The 19941-nt window shown below is 41.9% G+C and carries 17 protein-coding genes; 11 read left to right on the top strand and 6 right to left on the bottom strand.

All coding sequences use genetic code 11. The features are described from left to right. Positions 1 to 9: 9 nt before the first annotated feature. A complete protein-coding gene (gene glgC, locus GFB48_RS00425; RefSeq protein ID WP_163930054.1) occupies positions 10 to 1326 on the bottom strand; it encodes a glucose-1-phosphate adenylyltransferase in 1317 nt (438 codons plus the stop codon). Positions 1327 to 1760: 434 nt separating this feature from the next. Here glgC and glgA point away from each other — a divergent pair, with 434 nt between their 5' ends. The 4 genes from glgA (at position 1761) to GFB48_RS00405 (ending at position 6913) form a co-directional block, all read left to right on the top strand. Further along, complete coding sequence (gene glgA, locus GFB48_RS00420; protein WP_163930052.1) at positions 1761 to 3188, top strand: glycogen synthase GlgA; 1428 nt, start codon at positions 1761 to 1763, stop codon at positions 3186 to 3188. A 396-nt stretch (positions 3189 to 3584) separates the two neighbouring features. Beyond that, complete coding sequence (locus GFB48_RS00415; RefSeq protein WP_163930050.1) at positions 3585 to 6092, top strand: TonB-dependent siderophore receptor; 2508 nt, start codon at positions 3585 to 3587, stop codon at positions 6090 to 6092. A 120-nt stretch (positions 6093 to 6212) separates the two neighbouring features. Next, positions 6213 to 6737, top strand: a complete 525-nt coding sequence (locus GFB48_RS00410; RefSeq protein WP_205597654.1) for a hypothetical protein — start codon at positions 6213 to 6215, stop codon at positions 6735 to 6737. A 29-nt stretch (positions 6738 to 6766) separates the two neighbouring features. Further along, positions 6767 to 6913, top strand: coding sequence for a DUF2256 domain-containing protein (locus GFB48_RS00405; protein ID WP_163930046.1), 147 nt, complete (start codon positions 6767 to 6769; stop codon positions 6911 to 6913). On the opposite strand, the gene GFB48_RS00400 is transcribed toward GFB48_RS00405, so the two are convergent. Both GFB48_RS00400 and GFB48_RS00395 read right to left on the bottom strand, forming a co-directional pair. After that, positions 6900 to 8456, bottom strand: a complete 1557-nt coding sequence (locus GFB48_RS00400) for a cryptochrome/photolyase family protein (RefSeq protein WP_163930044.1) — start codon at positions 8454 to 8456, stop codon at positions 6900 to 6902. The two genes, GFB48_RS00405 and GFB48_RS00400, sit on opposite strands and share 14 nt — an antisense overlap. A 16-nt stretch (positions 8457 to 8472) precedes the next feature. Next, complete coding sequence (locus tag GFB48_RS00395; RefSeq protein ID WP_163930042.1) at positions 8473 to 9789, bottom strand: DASH family cryptochrome; 1317 nt, start codon at positions 9787 to 9789, stop codon at positions 8473 to 8475. 113 nt (positions 9790 to 9902) lie between these two features. Here GFB48_RS00395 and GFB48_RS00390 point away from each other — a divergent pair, with 113 nt between their 5' ends. Further along, a complete protein-coding gene (locus GFB48_RS00390; RefSeq protein ID WP_163930040.1) occupies positions 9903 to 10169 on the top strand; it encodes a DUF6482 family protein in 267 nt (88 codons plus the stop codon). 2 nt (positions 10170 to 10171) lie between these two features. Here the strand turns inward: GFB48_RS00390 and GFB48_RS00385 are convergent, their stop codons facing one another. After that, a complete protein-coding gene (locus GFB48_RS00385) occupies positions 10172 to 10567 on the bottom strand; it encodes a thiol-disulfide oxidoreductase DCC family protein (RefSeq protein WP_163930038.1) in 396 nt (131 codons plus the stop codon). A 140-nt stretch (positions 10568 to 10707) separates the two neighbouring features. Between GFB48_RS00385 and GFB48_RS00380 the strand changes: the two genes are divergently transcribed. Both GFB48_RS00380 and GFB48_RS00375 read left to right on the top strand, forming a co-directional pair. Then, complete coding sequence (locus GFB48_RS00380; RefSeq protein ID WP_163930035.1) at positions 10708 to 11163, top strand: hypothetical protein; 456 nt, start codon at positions 10708 to 10710, stop codon at positions 11161 to 11163. Positions 11164 to 11363: 200 nt separating this feature from the next. After that, positions 11364 to 11951, top strand: coding sequence for a hypothetical protein (locus GFB48_RS00375; RefSeq protein ID WP_163930033.1), 588 nt, complete (start codon positions 11364 to 11366; stop codon positions 11949 to 11951). Positions 11952 to 12007: 56 nt separating this feature from the next. Here GFB48_RS00375 and GFB48_RS00370 read toward each other — a convergent pair whose 3' ends face one another. Both GFB48_RS00370 and GFB48_RS00365 read right to left on the bottom strand, forming a co-directional pair. Further along, positions 12008 to 12508: a hypothetical protein gene (locus GFB48_RS00370; protein ID WP_163930031.1), complete on the bottom strand. Its 501-nt coding sequence runs from the start codon at positions 12506 to 12508 to the stop codon at positions 12008 to 12010. A gap of 80 nt (positions 12509 to 12588) precedes the next feature. Further along, positions 12589 to 13722, bottom strand: a complete 1134-nt coding sequence (locus GFB48_RS00365; RefSeq protein ID WP_163930029.1) for a heparin lyase I family protein — start codon at positions 13720 to 13722, stop codon at positions 12589 to 12591. Positions 13723 to 13933: 211 nt separating this feature from the next. Between GFB48_RS00365 and GFB48_RS00360 the strand changes: the two genes are divergently transcribed. The 4 genes from GFB48_RS00360 (at position 13934) to GFB48_RS00345 (ending at position 19915) form a co-directional block, all read left to right on the top strand. Beyond that, positions 13934 to 14200, top strand: a complete 267-nt coding sequence (locus GFB48_RS00360; protein WP_163930027.1) for a DUF3081 domain-containing protein — start codon at positions 13934 to 13936, stop codon at positions 14198 to 14200. A 72-nt stretch (positions 14201 to 14272) separates the two neighbouring features. Then, positions 14273 to 14812, top strand: a complete 540-nt coding sequence (locus tag GFB48_RS00355; RefSeq protein WP_163930024.1) for a hypothetical protein — start codon at positions 14273 to 14275, stop codon at positions 14810 to 14812. Between the two features lie 40 nt (positions 14813 to 14852). Next, the gene (locus tag GFB48_RS00350) at positions 14853 to 16016 is read left to right on the top strand and encodes an ABC transporter substrate-binding protein (protein ID WP_163930023.1); all 1164 of its coding nucleotides are present in this window, start codon (positions 14853 to 14855) and stop codon (positions 16014 to 16016) included. Next, complete coding sequence (locus tag GFB48_RS00345) at positions 16013 to 19915, top strand: ATP-binding protein (RefSeq protein WP_163930021.1); 3903 nt, start codon at positions 16013 to 16015, stop codon at positions 19913 to 19915. Before GFB48_RS00350 ends, GFB48_RS00345 begins: the two co-directional genes overlap by 4 nt. Positions 19916 to 19941: the final 26 nt, after the last annotated feature.

The raw sequence follows: 19941 nt of genomic DNA, 5'->3' as shown, positions 1-19941 counted from the left end.
AACCAGTAATTAGGCGCTTTGCTTTTGACTGTCTTGCTGGTCGGCAACCTCTTGCTGCCAAGCATCGATCATCGCTTGGGTCACCAGTACGATGCCATCTTCATTACGGCGGAAGTATTTATTATCAAACTCTTCATCAAAACCAATAATAGAATCAGCCGGTAATTTGCAATCCATATCTAAAATGACTTTCTTGAGTTGACAGCCACGGCCAATTTCGCAATTGGGCAATAAAACAGATTCTTGTATATGGGAATATGAATTTACCGTCACATGGTTAAACAGCATCGATTGCTCGACACTGGCACCAGAGACTAGACAACCGGCAGACACCACAGAATTAACGGCATAGCCAACCCTGCCTTCGCTGTTATGATTAAACTTAGCAGCCGGTCTTTGATACTGAGTGGTATGAATTGGCCAGTTATCATCGTATAGGTCTAATTGTGGTTTAAGTTTGGTTAGGTCAATATTAGCCTGCCAATAGGCAGTCAAGGTGCCCACATCTCGCCAATAAGGTGTTTCATAATCCTTATTTTTGATACAACTCAAAGATAATGGATGGGCAATAATTTTTTGGGTGCCAATGGCTGAGGGAATAATATCGTTGCCAAAGTCATGACTTGATTCAAGATCTTGAGCATCTTTTTGGAGGCGCTGAAAGAGAAAATCAGCATTAAAAATGTAAATCCCCATGCTGGCTAAGCAGCGGTCATTACTCCCTGGAATGGTAGGCGGCGAACTTGGCTTTTCAACAAATGAAGTGATATTTCTTTTTAAGTCTACCGCCATCACACCAAATTCAGAGGCTTCTTGTTTACTGACTTCGATACAACCAACGGTAATATCGGCTTGTGAATCGATATGATCCCTGAGCATCAGCGAATAATCTTGCTTATAGATATGATCCCCAGCAAGTACTACCACATACTCAGGCTGGGTGCCGCCAATAATCGACAGGTTTTGGTATACCGCATCCGCGGTGCCTTGGTACCAATTGCCATCGGTTTGTTGCTGGGCTGGCCAAAGCTCCATGGACTCACCAAGATCCGCTCTAAAAAAGCTCCAACCCCTTTGTATGTGCTGATTTAAGGTGTGAGAGCGGTATTGGGTGGCAACACCGATGCGGCGGATCCCAGAATTGAGACAATTGGATAACGGGAAATCAATGATTTTGTATTTTCCAGCGATGGGCACAGCCGGTTTGGAACGGTTGTCAGTGAGTTCCTTGAGCCTGGAACCGCGGCCGCCAGCCAACACTACGGCAATGGTTTTTGCCAAAGCTGCATTTAAATTGCCAGTTGATATTTGTTGCCTTATCGCCATAGCTTTTCCTTAATATGTATGCATGTAAGGTTGATATAACAACAAAGTAATGTCTGCCAAGAATTGGGTGTTGGCTGGAGCCATTACTCTGATTCATTTTGGTACATAAATATGACAATATGTTGAAACGATTCACGCAAAATTAGAAAAATTAGCGAGCTAACGATACGGTTTTAGAAGGCAGCCTTTGGCGAAAAAAAGAGATGTATCAAGCATAGCCAATGAAAAATTATTAAAAAAAAACTTTCAACAAACTAATAGTTAAAACTTAACACTTACTAGAAAATTTATATCGTATTTTTTTTCACCTAAATCGATGGCATTTTTTAGGCATAATACAAAAGATGGTGAATGTAACTGTGGCAATTGCCGAGCTCGCGGCAGTAATGAGTTCATTGTTTTTTTTGTTATATATTGAAATAAAAGGAATTTTTATGAGGCTGTTATTTGTTACTGCCGAGGTTTATCCACTGGTTAAAACGGGGGGCTTAGGGGATGTGAGCTACTCTTTGGCTGAACAATTGTGCCAGCAAGGGCATGAGGTCAGACTAGTTGTCCCCCATTACAGTTGTGTCGATGATACCGATTTGAGCATAGAGGAGGGGCCGTTATTGTATCCGCCTATGCTTGATGAGCCCGTGAGAATGAATATCGCCACGCTAAAAAACTCAAAGATAACCTTTTATTTGCTTGAATGTGACAATTTATACCACAGCGAAGGCGGGCCATATGTCGATAACAGTGGTCACCCCCATGCCAATAGCGTTACTCGTTTTAGTGTTTTATCTTGGTGTGCAGCAGCGCTGGCAGCCTTTGGTTCATTAAATGATTGGCGACCAGATGTTATTCATATTCATGATTGGCAAGCGGGTCTGGTTCCAGTTTATTTACATCAGTGGCGCATGCAACAAATTAAAGTGGTGCTAACCATTCATAATTTACAATATTTAGGGCGGGTTGACGCTGCAGATTTTCCGTTATTAAAGTTAAGCAATGACTACTTTAGCATGGACGCCATGGAATATTACGGTGATGTCAGCATGTTAAAAGCGGCAATTGTTTATGCTGATAAAGTGACCACGGTCAGTCCGACTTATGCCAAAGAAATTCAACAACCACAGTTTGGCTGTGGCTTAGAAGGTTTGCTCAGCCATTATCAGCATAAGTTAGTGGGCATACTAAATGGGGTAGATTATCAAATATGGTCCCCAGCAACCGATGACAACATCGCCAAGAAATATACGGTTGACACACTAAAACATAAAACCATAAATAAAAAGGCGTTGTTGAAACGTTTTGAAATGACGACTGCAAAAGGGCCATTAATTGCCATGGTCACTCGACTTACCGAACAAAAGGGGGTCGATCTTGTGCTTGACTGTATCGAGAGTGGCTTAAGGCATAACGCCCAGTTTGTCATTCTAGGCAGTGGCGACCCACAATTAGAGCAGTCGTTGTTAGCCTTAGCTGAATCTTACCCTGATAATGTTGGGGTCTTTATTGGCTATGATGAAGTGCTATCTCATCAAATTCAAGCTGGTGCCGATGCTTTCCTGATGCCCTCCCGTTTTGAACCCTGTGGTTTAACGCAGCTGTATGCGCTGAAGTACGGTACGTTGCCTATCGTCAGAAGAACCGGGGGCTTAGCTGACTCAGTTTGGCAACAAACGGATAAACCTCAAACGGGTTTCGTATTTAATCAGATGACCGTGAAGTCTTTGCAAGTCTCAATTTTAGAGGCCTGTCAGACCTATAAAAAGCGCAAAGCATGGCAGCAAATTCAAATTAACGCGATGTCACAAGATTTTAGTTGGGATAAAGCCACCAAAGCTTACCTCGCGCTTTATCAGCAGTTAACATAAATCGATGACCACAGCAGTTATCTAATGGTTAACGCCAGTAAACTGAGCAGTAGTATCAACATTACTTAATAGTGAATTTTTATTCGCCATTCGTGAATTAAATGGCGAATAAAAACTTAATCAACAAGTGCTGATGTAGCTCGATTGTTAATTTTTAACAATTTGTTATCGCGCCATCCCCCTGTAAAAATCAGTTTTCTTATTATCCCCCTAAACAAATAGAATAATACTCTTTGATTGTTGTTGCCTGTAGCTAAAAAAACTTAAGTGAATATAAATTCAAATTATTAGGATGAATATTCTTGAGTGGCGCTGAGGTTTGTTTGTAATATGCAGTCAATTGTTTGTGGCAATGTTAATTGTTGTTGAGTTGTTTTTGTAATTAGGTTTCTTTTTATGTCCGTTGTTTCAAAAAAATCCTTTGGTCTAAGCACGCTAAGCTTGTCTATTGGTATGGCACTTTCAAATATCAGTTTTGCTCAAGAAGTCTCTACCTCTGAAGCAGTAAAAGTAGAAAAAATTGCGGTAGTTGGCTCGCGAGCAGCCCCACGCTCAGTTACCAGTTCGTCGGTGCCAATTGATATTATTGACAGTGAAGAAGTCAGTAAAAATGGCGCCACCGATATGTCCGATCTCATTGGTAAAGTCGTACCATCATACAATGTAAGTGTACAGCCAATTTCTGATGCGGCGACTTTAGTACGTCCTGCCAATATGCGTGGCATGGCGCCAGATCATACCCTGGTACTCGTTAACGGCAAACGTCGCCACCGTGCAGCGGTCATTGCTTTCCAAGGCCCTGGTATTTCTAATGGTGCCCAAGGTCCAGATATTTCTGTCATTCCAGCGATTGCCTTAAAACAAGTGGAGGTTTTGCGTGATGGTGCTGCGGCTCAATACGGTTCTGATGCCATCGCTGGGGTCATTAACTTTCAGTTAAAAGATGACTCTGAAGGCGGTCTGATAGAGGCGCGTTATGGGCAGTACTATGAAGGCGATGGTGAAAGTCCAATGATTGCCGCTAATCTTGGTTTACCGGTAGGCGATAATGGCTTTATCAATTTATCTGCAGAGTATAAAACGGCCGCAGCAACGAGCCGCAGTGTGCAACGAGATGATGCCCAAGGCTTAATTGACGAAGGTAAGATCAGTGCCAATGGTCCTGTACAAATTTGGGGTAACCCAGAAACCAAAGAAGACATAAAACTGTTTGTTAACTCTGGCTTTGATATTAATAGCGATACCCAAGCTTACCTGTTTGGTAACTATGCCAAGCGTGATATTGAAGGGGGCTTCTACTACCGTAATCCTGAAACCCGTGATGGTGTCTATGCAGATCCTGATGGCAATCCATTAATTGCCGATATCTCGGGCAACTGGGATGAAAATAATCCACAAAATAGTGTGTGTTTTGGGATGACCCATGAGCAAGCATTGGCGAGTGAAGACTGTTTTAGCTTCCAAGAATTAAATCCAAATGGTTTTACCCCTAAGTTTGGTGGCAAAGTCACTGACACTTCATTAGTGGCAGGTATCAAAGGTGTATTGGCCGATAGCATTGATTATGATTTCAGCGCCTCTTACGGTGCTAACGAAGCGGATTTTTACATTAAAAATACCGTTAATGCTTCTTTAGGGCCAGATTCACCGACTGAATTTGACCCTGGTAAATATGTTCAAATTGAGCAAGGTGTCAGCCTTGATTTGAACTATGCAGAAATCGATACCTGGCATTTTGCCTCTGGTATTGAATACCGCCAAGAAACCTTTGAAATCTATGCTGGTGATGAAGCCTCCTATACCAATGGCGAACTATACAAGCAAGGTTTTGCGGTAGGCTCTAATGGTTTCCCAGGCTTCAAGGCCAGCGATGCGGGTTCTTGGTCTCGTGGCAATATCGGCATGTATGTAGATGTTGAAAAGCAAGTTACCGATGCATGGCTGGTAACTGGCGCAGTACGTTATGAAAACTATCAAGATTTTGGTGGCACAACGAACTGGAAGTTAAGCACCCTGTATAACGTAACCGATGACCTAGGTCTACGTGCTGCGCTAAGCACAGGATTTAGGGCTCCAACCGTGGGGCAGTCTTATGTGCGTAACGTGACGACTACAAGTACAGCTGGTGGATTAGTGGATGAGGCAACGTTGCCACCAACGAACATTGTATCTATGCAAAAAGGGGCAACAGCGCTTAAACCTGAAACCTCGACCAACTATTCATTGGGGGCAATGTGGACAGTAGGTGACCTGTTTGTGACTGCCGATTACTATCACATTAAATTGGTTGATCGCATCTCACAAAGTTCACCACAGATGCTGACTCAAGCAGACAAAGATGCCTTATTTGAGTCAGGGGTTAAAGATGCCCAACAATTAACCCAAGTTAAGTTCTTTACTAATGGTTTTGATACCACGACTCAAGGTGTCGATCTCGTAGTGAACTACAGCCCTGAATTTATTGAAGGCGCTAAATTTGCGTTAGCCTACAACTACACTGAAACCAGTGTCGATAAATTTAATCCAGAAACCATTGATGCTGCCGGTAAAGTGGTTGCGATTGAAAATGCCTTACCTAATTCAAAAGGCACCCTGACTTGGAATCAGCAATATACTGATGCGCTAACCTCATTAGTAAGGGTCAACTACTATGGTGAATTCCTAGAGCACCATGCTGATGATCCTACCTTACCGATTGAAGTTGAAAGCGCCGTAACCTTAGATGCCGAAGTAAGCTATCAAGCCACTTCAAACTGGCGTGTATCCGTAGGTGCTCAAAACCTGTTAAACCACTACCCACAAGAAAATCCATATCAAGGTATTTTGGGAGCTAAATACCCAGTAACGGGCAGTTATGGCTTTAACGGTGGTTTTGCTTACGCGAAGGTGAACTTTAGCTTTTAAAGGCCGCACCTTGTAATATAAAAAACAGCTCCTATTACCCAGTGATAGGAGCTGTTTTCATTTTAAAAATGAACTATATCAATAAGCTAAGCGTATTGGTGATAAGAGTTAAAAGGAGTGATTATGAAATTTCTATTTATTATGTTGTCACTATTGCTGATAAGTGGTTGTGCCAATCAATATCCCAATCAAAACCCCATAGGCCAAAACTTTCCAGAGATTAGCGGTGAAACCTTAGAGCAGCAAACAGTGCAAATGCCGAGACATTTTAATGGGGATTATACGGTACTGTTAGTTGGCTATAAGCAGGATTCACAATTTGATATTGACCGCTGGTTAATCGGATTAGACATGACCAATACCGTAGTGGATGCCTACGAGCTGCCAACCATTGGCGGAATGTTTCCACGTATGTTTGAAACCGTAATCAACAATGGTATGCGTGCCGGTATTCCCAAAGAATTGTGGCAAGGGGTGATCACGGTTTACCAAGATGGTGACACACTGCAAGCCTTTACGGGTAATCAAAACCCTCGTAACACCCGAGTCATATTGCTAGATAAAAATCACCGTATCATTTACTTCAATGATGTTGGCTTCTCTGTCGCAGGTTTGAATGCCCTAAGGGCAGCGATGGGGCAGTAAACAAACAAGGGCTAATTGAGCAATAAATTATGGCTCATAAAAAGCTCAACTTACCCAGTAAGGTTTGCCCAGTTTGCTTGCGCCCTTTTAACTGGCGCAAGAAATGGCAAGCCAATTGGGAAAGTGTTAAGTATTGCTCTAAACAATGCGCAAGCAAGAAGGCTAAAGCTGATTAAGTCGAGCTAGGTTCATTTCGGCCGTTTGCAGGTGGCCTTGTCTCACGCTTTCATCCATTTTATCCCAAGTGCGGTAGATCATGGCGGTGCGTGGGTTATTAGCAAACTTATCCCTATGTTTATTCATAAAATGCCAGTAAAAGCCGTTAAATGGGCAAGCCGTTTCCCCTGATTTGTCGCTGATGTTGTAATGGCAGTCTTTGCAGTAATCACTCATTTTATTGATATAATTGCCGCTAGCGGCATAGGGTTTAGTGGCAATAATACCGTTATCAGCAAACAGTGCCATGCCTCTGGTGTTAGGCATTTCCACCCATTCGATGGCATCAATATAAATGCCTAAGTACCATTGTTCGACCTGTTGTGGGTCGATTGCCGTTAACAGTGCAAAATTGCCAGTCACCATTAAGCGCTGAATGTGGTGGGCGTAGGCATAATCTAAAGACTGCCCTGTGGCGTGCTGCATACAGCTCATTTTAGTCTCGCCGGTCCAAAAGTAGTCGGGTAAGTTGTTATTGGCATTAAGGGCATTTAAATTGGAGTACTCTGGCATATTGGCCCAGTAGATGCCCCTGATGTATTCGCGCCATCCTAAAATTTGCCTAACGAAGCCTTCAATTTGAGCAAGGCTGATTTTACCTTCTGAATTGGCGTAGGCATCCACTGCAGCATGCAATACTTCCAATGGTGACAGCATCTTAGTATTAAGTGAGAACGACAAACGGGAGTGATACAAGCTCCACATGCTCGGGTGCTTGGCTGTCATGGCATCTTGAAACTGACCGAAGTGTGGTAAGCAATGCTTGCAAAAATGCTGCAGTACTTGCAGGCTTTGTTCACGATTAATTGGCCAAATTAATTGGTTACCAATATGGCCAAGTGTTTGCACTTGGTGTCGGTTAATACGGTCAATGACTTGGCTGACATCATTAGCAAATAGCAGAGGTTGGGGCAGCGCTGCTAAGTCGGTGGCTTTCAGCTTTTGGCGGTTATCAGTATCAAAGCTCCACTTACCGCCCAGAGGCTTTTGCTCGTCCAGCATAAGTACCCCAAATGTCTTACGCATGTATTGGTAGAAATGCCCCATTAATTTGTGTTTACCTCGAACAAAATGCTGCTCGATATCTTTGAAATCGAATAGAAAATGCTCGCTCTCATAACGATTAATGGCAATTGCAGGTGGAAGCACTAAGGCCTCTAATTGCTGTTGCAAACGATATTCATCGGGCCTTTGGTACTCAAAAGTTTGTACTTGATATTGCTCGGCTAGACTGGTGATTAAACCCGTTAAGTTGGGGTGAACAGCGGTGTCATCTAGGGTTAAATGCAAGACTTGGTGTCCTTGATTGCTTAGGTGCTCGGCAAATGCAGCCATCGCCATAAAGAAGCCGCTGATCTTCTGAATATGGTGGTGGACATAATTGGCTTCTTGATTGAGCTCAGCAATCACATATAAGCAACTAGGTTCTATTTGGCTATACCAAGAGTGCTGATGATTCAGCTGATCCCCAAGGATCAGCCTGAGGGTTTTATAGTGTTTCATAGTAAGCCCTTGAGCTTTATTGTGGCCAATCGGCCAAGTCAACATTATCTAACGGAGTGTTTACGATATGTCCTTGCCAGCGTTTAATGAACTGATTAAAGGGATCGTACATCTGGGTTTGCTTAGTTAAATCAAATCTTCTGTGCCCCCTAGGATCAGCGCCAACGCCCGCTAAATATTGCCAGTTACCCCAGTTCGAGCCGACATCATGGTCAATCAGCTGATGCTGAAAATACATGGCGCCATAGCGCCAATCTAAACCGAGTTCATGAACAAAACAGCTGGCCGCTAATTGCCGCCCCCTGTTAGACATATAGCCTGTATGTTTTAACTGTTTCATGCAGGCGTTAATAATAGGATAGGGGGTGGTGCCATTAATCCAAACTTGTAACCTTTGTGAGTAAAAGCTAGTGAGCGGCTTGTGGTGGTTAATGCCAGTAAAGCGAAACAGCTTGGCACCATGGTGCACAGCGTACCAATAAAAGTATTCCCGCCATAACAATTCAAAACTGATCCAGTAAGTCGATTCATTAGCGCCATGTTGGTACTCATACTGTCTAAGGGCATATAAAACCTGCCTAGCTGACAAATTACCATTGGCGAGCCAATAACTGAACTTGGTCGAACTGGACCAGTCATCTAATGCATTGCGGGTTTGCTTATAGGTGCTGGGTGCGTGGCTGCTGAAATAACTGTGTAAATGTTGTTGTCCATGGATTTCACCCCCGTGAACTGGCTTTGTGGAATCTATTGCAAAGTCCCTAAGCAGATTTTGTGTTGGGGCGTCAAAGGGTGGGGGCATAGAATCGACTGTTGCGGCAATAGCAAGCTGCTTAATAGGCTCGCTTATCTTTCTAAACTTACTAAAACTTGTTGGCAGACCGCCAATATCAAAGGCGAGTTGCTGTGGCTCGAAAAGACTATTGTTATGTACCCTATGAATATTAAGCTCAGGCAATTGGGTTGCTAGCTTGGCTACGACCTTATTGGTGTAGAAGCAACTTGTGTGGCTAATGTACAAGTGGTTAATATGATGCTGATTTATTATCTCCAGCAAATGATTTAGCGCTTGTAAAACGCTGCAAGCCGGAATGATCTCTAACCATTGTCCAAACCTCATTAGTTGCTGGTTAAGCTCATGGTTTGATTGCAGCATAAATTGAGTTTTAGGGGTATTGTCGTTTCTTACAGGCAAAAAATGTTGCTCATAGCTGCTCGTTAATTGCTGGAAATGAAGCAATTTCAAATGAGTGCACTGTTTGGCGGCTTGCTGCAATAAAGCATTGTCCGCTAAACGACAATCGTGATGAAACCAATATAAACCTGTATTCATGTGCCACTCTAGGTTCAGAATTTACTTTTATTACGTTTAAGCAAGCTATTGGGCGCAATAATGAACCAAATTATCTTAGTAATCGTTATATAGGCATTACTTTGGAGGTGATTATGTCTATGTTCGAACAAAGTTCTGGCTACGCAGTGATTATTGCTACGGCTGATATCAACGATTATCAAGTGGGAATGGCCAATGGCCAAGGGGTGATTAAAGGTCTGTCGGGGCCAGCCTGTGCGCATTTGGCCTCATTAGAGCTAGCCAAGGAGTACTTAAGAGAACGGGATATTCACCGGGCACACCTTTATATGAATACTCCATATGATGAAATGTGTGGTCTACCGTCAAGTGTGAACATACCTATGCCCCTAAGTTTCTAATTTTACCCTTGATCACTGGGGTTGCAGTGACAGTTTTTAATCCCTAACAACCGAGCCACAATAGGCGAAAGGAATTGCCTATGTTTGGCAAACAGTCGGTAGCCTATACGGCTGAGAATCCGTATTCCTGGCCAATTTAGCCAGTTCACCCATTTGCCTTTGCCCACCAACTGCCACGCCAATAGGCTGACCTCCAATCCTTTAATTAATTTACCCTGGTAGATACCGTGCAAAACTTCCATGGCCTGTTGTGGATTGACGTCAGGGTAGTGCTCCAAACCCTCTGGGGTGTATAAGTCTTCAAATCGTATTTTGCCTTGGCTATCTAACCTTTGTAGGTGGCTCACTTCAAAGTTGCACAGCTGGCAACTGCTGTCGTAAAAAAAGATTAATTTCATTCTTTGATATAATTTATATGGAATTTGTCATTACTACGAATACCACTTATCTTTGGTTTGATCTTTTACACAGTGATTTGGCTAAATTCGATTTATTGCTTATGCTTTAATTGCAATCGTAACCTTAAAAGGAAAAACCTATGAAAATAAAATCAGGTTTATTGGCATTATGTGCTTTAGGATTTTTTGCTCCGGTGCAAGCTGAGCATCATAACGCTGAAGATATTATTGTCGGCAGCTGGATTTGTGATTATTCGGTAATGGGCTTTAAAGACAAAGCCTATATCAATTACCGAGATGATAAAACCATGGATGGAAAATTTGCTTATTCCTATCCAGGGCTGCATGGAAAAGGCGCCTTCAACTTGAATTTGCAGGTCAGTGGTACTTGGTTTATCGTCAATAAAACACTCACAGAAAGTTACCAACCAAATAAAACCGAGCTGTCGGTATCTACAGGCTTTACCGTAGACAACAGTGCCAACTTTGCCGGCAAAGGCCCTCAAACGAATAAAGCAACCATAATCAGACTTACCGATAAACAGTTACAGCTAAAAGAAACAGACGGTGAAATAACGCACTGCAAACGCCAATGAATCAGTATTTTACATTGAGTCATTGGGTTGGTTGTTTTTTGTACTGAGTGTGTTTAAATGACAAAGTAGCGAGCAGGAAGTAGAAGTTAGTTTGAAACAAGGATTTAAGGGATTAAAAAATGCGCGAGATTTTCTACATCATTATTTTTGTGGCTTTCATTGCAGGCTTAGTTAACTCTGGGCAAAGGTTCTACAGCAAGGTGACTAACTGGTCACCCAAGGAGGTCAGTTGTAATGACTTGGCTGAGCAACCTAGCGCTAAAGATTGGGTGATTTTGAAAGACTGTGAATTCGGCTTTAATTACACCTACAAAGAAGTAACCGAAGAAAGTAAGACCGGTAATAACAAAGTTTTCATCAGTAAATTTTACCTTCCTTTTTATAAAATTGACTCTGAAGCAGACGCCAAGCCACTGGGCTATGTGATTTTTGATAGCAAAAAAGACATGGGCCATATTGAAAAAATTAGTCGTTTAGAAACCGAAGAAGAGGTGGCTAATTTCTTTGATACAGAATCACCAGCAAAAGATTTTTATATCAAGTTGAGTGAAACACCTTTGCAGGGCATGAACCTATGGGGGGTTTTAGATTGGGACAATGAACGAGATTATTTTTCCGGTGAAACGGCCCATGCTGGATTTTTAATGATAGAACCAAATGAGCAACCAATGGCTTGGTATCATTGGTTGATGTTTCTTGTCTGTTGGGGGATTGTTGTCTTGATTATATGGGGTATGACCCTGCCAGATGAACCGGAAAATAAAGAAACGGAATCAGAACCACAATAAACTTCAGAATAAATGATAAGGGGCATCAAGCCCCTCTATAGATGTACTGCCACTGCTCATTGAGGAGTCGGTGATGGTGGCGGTAAAATAGTCAAGAACTCATCAAATGGCGCCTCTCTAGGGGCGCCAAAGTGACAGTTGACGGTGCCGCATCCTGATGCGGAGTTTACGCTACAGCCATCAGCATCCATCCTTAAAAACACCCCAGGAAAGGCGACGGATTCGATGCTCATTGCCATGGTGACGGGGACAACACGTATTTTAAATACCTCCCACTGGTGGTGACCAAACTGGCAATTTACCACTCCCCCTGTGGGATTATCTGCATTGACATTGCGACCATCCATTCTTAGAAAAACTCCGGGGAAAGCAACCGATTCAATGGTATAAGTGCCATCGCTATTCTGATTTAAATTGAATTTCTCCCAAGGCCCAGCATCTAACTGACAATTGACTACGCCACCGCCATCAGGCATAAAAGTGGTGACGCCACTCCCATCCATCCTTAGGTAAATATCACCTAATTGATACGGGCTTATCGTTGTTTCATTACTCATACTAACGCTCCTTATTTTATAACTATTTAGGGTGCTAGTATGAGTGTTTGTGTTTTTGTGCAAAAAGCAAATAGGTTTGTTTAAAATCTATCAGGATCATAAGGGTAGGGATCTAAGCCATTGGCGATACCATCTTCATCGCTGTCATCAAAGTTACCATCTACAGGGCTGCTACCCCAATCCAAAAGTGGTCGATTAATGCCTTTAGACACTGAAACATTGTCAAAATATAGGGTTCGAGGACTGCGAATTTCGGTATACATGCCAATCTTGGTATAGCCCTCATTTGAGGAAATTAAGGTCTTGCCATGGCGTTCAAGTTTCAGTTCACCATTCACCCAAACCATGACCTTACCATCATCATTGAGAGACTTTTTAAAATAAATACGAACATCCGTCCATTCATTTGCTGGGGCAATCCCTAACTCAACAGCAGGGTGATCTTTTGAGTGGTAACTTAATACATAATCCCCCATATTACTTAAGCGCAGAGCGGCATGGGGGCCAGAGCTAAAGGATTTCCATTGGCTAATAATGATTGAATATTTTGTAGGTTCATCCCAAGAGTCATCCGGACGAATGCTGGCACTGAAATAGAACTCGTCCCCTTGGCGGTAGCGATACAGTGCATCCATAAAAGCGGTTTCACTTCGAAATGCAGGCGGTTCACCAAAGAACTTTAATACATGATTGCCACTGCGTGCCCAGTCGACCTTGTCGACTTGGTAATAATGAATGTCACTATGTTCTTCAGTGAGTGAGGTTACGTCATTTGAAAATGAAGGCGTTAATTTACCAGGTAAACCAGAATGAGTTTGACCGTTTTCCCAACCAGCGGTATACACTGCAACTTGAGGTGACACCCTTTGCACAGTAATGTCTACTTGGGCAGGCCGCGATTGGGTATTGTTCTGGCTAATCACATAACTAAAAGAGTCTTGTCCTGCGTAGCCCTCTGCCGGGCGGTAAGTTATGGAGTGAGCATTAATGGTTAATGCTCCAAATTGGGGGCTTTGTTCAATATAAATTTCAACAGCCGAATTGGTATCAAAATTATCATTTTCAAGTATTAGGCACTCCTTGGGCTGGTTTTGAGTAACAGAGCATAGATCATTGGCCGTTAAGATTTCGACACTAATTTGCTCGTCAGAGCTGGAGCAACTAACGATCAGAGCAATGCTGAAAATAAGCAGGAAATGTTTCAATTTTTGCATATGATTTTACTAACCTTTATTGTTTATAAGATGAAATCTTTATGCATTCGAAGCTAGCATATAACTGGCAGGATTTTTTATCTCAATGCTGTTTAATTATTATATGGAACAATTGTTTATGGTGATCTTGGAGTAGGCTGTTGCCAAGCTTTTTGAGCGAATTAGGCTTACTTAAACTATTATTTTTAAATAACGAAATAAGGTTGTAATCATGAAAAACGAGATTGATACCAGTATGGCATTACAAGCCTTTGAAAAGGTGATGTTGTTAGGTGACAAAACAGAGCAGGGAAAAATATTTGAGGGCCTTGAAGCCTATACTGACTTTGACGGTTATAACGTTTATTTGTCCGGTAATGGTGTCACCTTGCATATCGGTTTCCATAACACCTATCACCTGGATTACGCCCAAGAGCATCAAAAACAAAGCTTTTTAAAAAAACTTCAGTATGTGGCTAAATTGGCAACAGCAAATTAGACAGACATAACGTTCATCCTAGCTTTAGCTGTAGACGTAACAAATGTAAAGCAATGCTGATAGGAGTAACCAATGTTTGATGAACAATTCACGGCGGCAGTGACCAAAGATAAAAATTTATTCAGCATGCCTGAATACTCGCTGATCACCGTATACGATGACAATTTTTTCGTGCGTAATGATTATGACATCTTGTCACAAGGGCAACGACAATATTTGATTCACTTCTTCACAAAACATGGCTTTACCCAAAAGACTGGTAAGACACTCGCAAACCAAGCCTATACGGTTCACTTTCCAACACCTTCAGCCAACTTGGCGGTGTCTGCTTTTGATAACAAGTACCTCCATTATGACAGTCATCATCAATATTGCATTACTCCTACTCAATTTGCTGAAGTTCTGTTTTATGATCATAAAAAAGTGGGCTACTACCCTACCATTGCAAGAATCAAAGCATTGATTGAAACCTGCCCTTTCAATATTGAATGGTTAAGAGACATCAGCTACCACTCTGAAATTGAACAGATCACAAAAAATACCTTCCCAGAGCTGATGGATTACCAAAAGCAAGTAATAGCGGCAAAGTTTAAGCGCAAGCGGGCATTATGATTCCTTTGTAAATGCTTTTTTAATAAGCTAACCTGAAACTATGAGTAAACATAAACTATTAATAGCATTGCTGTTTATTAACAGTATTATTCACAATGCTATAGCTAATGAAGATAGCTGGGTCATTGGTTTAGATGCTGATATGTCTAGCCTTGCAGTAGAAGGTGGGGTGGCAATTCAAAATGGCATTGAGCTAGCAATCGAAGAAATCAATGTTGCAGGTGGCATTTTAGGTAAGCCTGTACGGCTGATCATAAAAGACCACCGTGGCAATCCAGCCAGAGGAATTGCCAACCTCAAAGCATTCAGTAAACTGGACAATCTATTAGCCGTGGTTGGTGGCGTGCATACGCCAGTTGCCATCGCCCAGTTGCCTTATATCCACCAAGCTCCAGTGGTCTATTTAGACCCCTGGGCTGCAGGGACGCCCATTATCAAACATGACTATCAGCCCAGTTACACCTTTCGTCTATCAATAAGAGATGAGTGGGCGGGTAAAGTCATTTTGTCTGAAGCCAAAAAAGACCTGTGTCCATCCCTACATCTGTTGCTCGAACGCACCGGTTGGGGGCGTTCCAATGAGCGTTCAATGACCGAGGCGGCGGCAGAATTAGATCTCAAACTGAGCGGCATAGAATGGTTCAACTGGAACTCAGGCATTTTTGCGGCAATGGTAGAAAAACTCAATAAAGAAAACGTTGCCTGTGTGGCACTGGTGGCTAATAGTCCAGAAGGGGTGGACATCATCAGAAATATTGCCAAATTAGCGCCATCGAACAGGCCCAAAATCTACTCTCATTGGGGAATTATCGGAGGCAATTTTATTGAATCAGTGCAATTGCCAACATTGAAAAAGGTTTCATTAAAATACTTACAAACAATCGCTTTTAATTCCCCCAAAACCCCCCGAGGGAAACGATTGGTTGAACGTTATCTACAGAAATACGGTCCGACAGAGGGCCATAATGCATTTAGTGGGGTTGTTCATGCCTATGACTTGGTGCATTTACTCGCATTAGCCGTTAAACAGTCAGGCAGTAACCATCCTGATAAGATTAGAAAAGCCCTTGAAAACATCCCCCAACATTCTGGCGCACTAAAAGAGTACCAATATCCCTTCACTGCAGACAACCATGAGGCGCTGTCTCAAAATGATTACTTAATGCTCAAGTTTGATGCCTTAGGATACGGTCAAGAGCAATGAAAACCGCCCCAAGCCTCAGCAAATACTTAATCTCAAGACTGGGTTTGTTGGCAGGGCTTTTAGTCGTAGTGGTGTTTTTCTTACAGTGGTCTTTGGCTAATTATCTAGAAAAACAAAATCAAAATCAGCAGCTTGAACAGGCACTGCAAGACCAAACTAATAATCTTAAGCAAATACTGGCCAATTTTGAACAACAAGTGCAGTCAATAGCAAATAACTCGATAGTCATCAATGGCTTGGTTGACTTTAATGGCCGCCAACAATATCTGCCGCTGTATTTGGATACCGTCAGTATTCTGGGGAAAACCAATATTGCGGTACGTTTAGTTGATTTTGAAAATAACTTAATTGAATCCAATTTCATGGGGGCAACCCTAAAATTTCCGGATCAGAGTTTATGGTTGTCTACCGTTCTTGAAAATGGGGAAACTTGGCAGCAATGGCATAAAACAGGGATTTATATTGCCACACCAGTAAGGATCCGTAATTTACCAGAAGGGGCAATACTCATTTTTATAGAGTCGAATATTTTAAATGAGCATTTATTTAATGTCGGTTCTAATTATGGGCAGCAGTTAGCAACTGCAGCCGGTGAGGTGATTTATTCTCGTTCCCCTACCGGCCAAATCAACCTGGCAGAACAGTTACCCTCAGATAAGTATATATTGAGTAATCAACAACCATTGTTAGATGGGGCGCTACAAATCAGACTGTATGCGTTGCAACCTGACCTAATCGCAAGTGTCGGTCGTTATGGTGTATTGATCTTAGCAACCATGTTGTTTGTGTTATTTGGTCTTTGGCTTATTTTACTAGAAACGGGCAATCAGATTAAAAAAATCTTATCTAACTTGACGAAAGCTATTTTAAAAGTAGCGAATTCTCAAGATCTTGATGCTCGAGTAGACTTCACTCATACCCCAAAAGAATTGACCTTTATTGGGCAACAATTTAATAACATGTTGGTGAAGTTACAGCAAACCACCACATCTAGGGATGAAATTCATTCTATTATTCATTCTATGACCGAATCGGTTTATGTGTGTGACCAAAACTTTATTGTAAAGATGAGTAATCGAATCAATGAGATTGATTCTGACTCGACCAAAACTATAGATCAAATCATTAAAGCGCCAACAAACCATCCACTGTTTGATCCTCAATCAGCCGTTAATGAGTTTGAGGCGCACAGCACAGATGAGTCCATCTTGTGGCACCGCTCAGTATTACAACACGGCGACAGCAGTGTGGGTTGGGTGTTTACCGGCTCAGATTTTTCTGAAATCAAAAAGGCACAGCGACAATTACAGATACTGCAACTGGCAATTAACAGCTCAAGTAACGGCATTATTGTTGTCGATGCGCAAGATCCCTCTGAGCCAATAATTTTTGCTAACGAAGGTTTTACTAACATAACTGGTTTTAAAGTTGATGAAATTCTTGGTCGACGTTGTGATTTCTTACAAGGTAAAAAAACCAGCTTAGAAACAAGAAAGCAGATAGCAATTGCGATACAAAATAAAAAGTCTGTGCTAGTCGAGATCCTTAATTACCATAAAAATGGCACCCCTTTTTGGAACCGATTATCTATCGATCCTGTCATTGGCGATGACGGTAAAGTGGAATACTTCTTAGGGGTACTCAGTGATATCACATCCCTGGTCTCAGCCCGAGAAGAGCTGCGTATTGCCAAAGACAAAGCGGAAGCGGCCACACTATCAAAAAGTAATTTTTTAGCCATGATGAGTCATGAGATCAGGACGCCGATGAATGGCGTAATTGGCATGCTGCGGCTGCTACTCGATACAACACTGACGAGTCAACAACTTCAACAAGCTAAAATCGCCCACAACAGTGCCAAATCACTACTCACGCTTATTAACGATATTTTAGACTTTTCTAAAATTGAAGCAGGCAAATTAGAATTAGAGCAGATTGAATTTGATATCAGAGAGCTGTTAGCACAATTTGTGGAGTCGATAGCACCAACAGCACATGCTAAAGGTTTAGATATCATGTTAGACGATTGTGATATCACCCATACCCAAGTCTCAGGTGATCCTAATAGGCTAAGTCAAATATTGACCAACCTAGTGGCTAATGCGATTAAATTTACTGAGAAAGGGGAAATCCTATTACAAGCAGGATTACAAAAGCAAAGCGGTAATTGGTGGTTGAAGGTGAAAGTTAAAGATACAGGTATTGGTATTGCTAATGACAAGCTGAACAGTTTATTCCAACCCTTTAATCAATTAGATAAATCAACCACTCGCAAATATGGTGGTACCGGCTTAGGGTTAATTATTGTAAAGCGTCTATGTCAGCAGATGGGAGGGGACATCTGTGTTACCAGTGCTGAGGGTGTCGGCAGTGAATTCGAGTTTAGGGTTTTAGTTCAGGTGCAACAAAATGAACAACAACCAATACCACAAGAAATAAAAGGCAAACAATTTGCAGTAATATCAAGCTCGAAAACATTTTCAGAGTTATTAAAAAAACGCCTCAATCTCTGGCAAGCCAAGTTACAGGTTTTTGCTGATGAGGAAGAAGCCCTAATCGCGCTTGAAGGCACGACAAAGCTGGATTACATTTTGTATGACATAAATGCGTTTGCCGGCAAGCAAACGTTTTTAAATACCGTGAGTGATAAAAGACAAACTGATGACATTAAATTCATAGGTATGGCAACCATTGACCAACTGCACAGTTTAACCAGAGAAGTAAAATCAAGATTCGATTTTATCCTGTTAAAACCACTGAGTTGTCATAGCTTTTTATTAGCACTTAAAGGTAAGTCAATGACAGCTGTTGGCTTTAAAGGCAGCGAAATTAAACCTGAAGCACCATTAACGAAGTTTGCTAACACTACACGAGTTCTTGTAGTCGATGATAATCGGATCAACCAAACCGTAGCCATTAGTATGCTAAGAACCCTAGGTATTCAGCCCGACTATGCAGAAAATGGTGAGCAAGCCATTGAAAGTCTGAAAGCGACCATCAACCATGAACCCTACAATTTAGTGCTGATGGATTGTCACATGCCGGTAATGGATGGTTACACAGCGACTCAAGCGATTAGAAACGGTGCCGCTGGCGCAGCAAACAGCAACATTATCATTGTCGCGATGACGGCTAATGTGATGAATGATGATAGACAAAAATGCATAGATTCAGGCATGAATGATTTTATTCCCAAGCCAGTTGAACTCGCGACATTATCAGATGTACTGAGTCGTTATTTAGCCACTAACGAAACCAATGGGCAGCCGCGATTGTTAAAAAACAACCCTCAAACGGAGGCTAAAAAGGCAATATGGGAACGCGCTGAATTGCTGGATAAACTCGAACAAAATGAAGCCCTAGTAATCACAATATTGGAAATGTATTTAGACGAAAATGACAGTCGTACTAAACAATTAAATCAAGCTTATCAAGCCAATGAAATAGAGCAATTAGCAACCATCGCCCATGGTCTAAAAGGGGTGACCGCAAACCTATCCGCAAAGGCATGTAATAAGGCTGCTTTAGCCTTGGAACAAGCCTGTAAAAACAAAGATATGGACAACATTGAAAGCCTGTTATTGGCATTCCATAGTGAAAATCAACAATTAATTGACGAGTTCTCAGCATATATAAAACTTAAGGAGCAAGCATCGGCTGCACAGTCTTTGACAGCTAAACAATTAATTGAAAAGTTGACCCAATTAAAAAGCCAATTAAAGCAACACATGTTTATTGATGTCAGTCAGTATCGTGCTTTATTGACCGAGTCAAATGTTGAAAATAGACAAATAGCAACCAAGCTGGTACGGTTATATCGATCCTTGGAGCATTTTGAAGAGGAAGAGGCGCTCACCCTATTGAACTCTATTTTGGAGGCATTACTTGCGACAGGGTAGCTGCTATTACTTTGCAAGTTAGGACC

This window comes from Paraferrimonas sp. SM1919, assembly GCF_010993985.1.
Taxonomy (GTDB): domain Bacteria; phylum Pseudomonadota; class Gammaproteobacteria; order Enterobacterales; family Shewanellaceae; genus SM1919.
Note: the sequence above shows the minus strand (reverse complement) of the source record. Positions and strands in the feature narration are given on the sequence as shown.

Bases quoted from the DNA above. Each gene is read 5' to 3' on its own strand.
- glgC (WP_163930054.1), bottom strand. From the start codon at position 1,326: ATGGCGATAAGGCAACAAATATCAACTGGCAATTTAAATGCAGCTTTG.
- GFB48_RS00365 (WP_163930029.1), bottom strand. From the start codon at position 13,722: ATGCAAAAATTGAAACATTTCCTGCTTATTTTCAGCATTGCTCTGATC.
- GFB48_RS00415 (WP_163930050.1), top strand. From the start codon at position 3,585: ATGTCCGTTGTTTCAAAAAAATCCTTTGGTCTAAGCACGCTAAGCTTG.
- GFB48_RS00380 (WP_163930035.1), top strand. From the start codon at position 10,708: ATGAAAATAAAATCAGGTTTATTGGCATTATGTGCTTTAGGATTTTTT.
- GFB48_RS00350 (WP_163930023.1), top strand. From the start codon at position 14,853: ATGAGTAAACATAAACTATTAATAGCATTGCTGTTTATTAACAGTATT.
- GFB48_RS00370 (WP_163930031.1), bottom strand. From the start codon at position 12,508: ATGAGTAATGAAACAACGATAAGCCCGTATCAATTAGGTGATATTTAC.
- GFB48_RS00355 (WP_163930024.1), top strand. From the start codon at position 14,273: ATGTTTGATGAACAATTCACGGCGGCAGTGACCAAAGATAAAAATTTA.
- GFB48_RS00345 (WP_163930021.1), top strand. From the start codon at position 16,013: ATGAAAACCGCCCCAAGCCTCAGCAAATACTTAATCTCAAGACTGGGT.
- GFB48_RS00360 (WP_163930027.1), top strand. From the start codon at position 13,934: ATGAAAAACGAGATTGATACCAGTATGGCATTACAAGCCTTTGAAAAG.
- GFB48_RS00395 (WP_163930042.1), bottom strand. From the start codon at position 9,789: ATGAATACAGGTTTATATTGGTTTCATCACGATTGTCGTTTAGCGGAC.
- GFB48_RS00385 (WP_163930038.1), bottom strand. From the start codon at position 10,567: ATGAAATTAATCTTTTTTTACGACAGCAGTTGCCAGCTGTGCAACTTT.
- glgA (WP_163930052.1), top strand. From the start codon at position 1,761: ATGAGGCTGTTATTTGTTACTGCCGAGGTTTATCCACTGGTTAAAACG.
- GFB48_RS00390 (WP_163930040.1), top strand. From the start codon at position 9,903: ATGTCTATGTTCGAACAAAGTTCTGGCTACGCAGTGATTATTGCTACG.
- GFB48_RS00400 (WP_163930044.1), bottom strand. From the start codon at position 8,456: ATGAAACACTATAAAACCCTCAGGCTGATCCTTGGGGATCAGCTGAAT.
- GFB48_RS00405 (WP_163930046.1), top strand. From the start codon at position 6,767: ATGGCTCATAAAAAGCTCAACTTACCCAGTAAGGTTTGCCCAGTTTGC.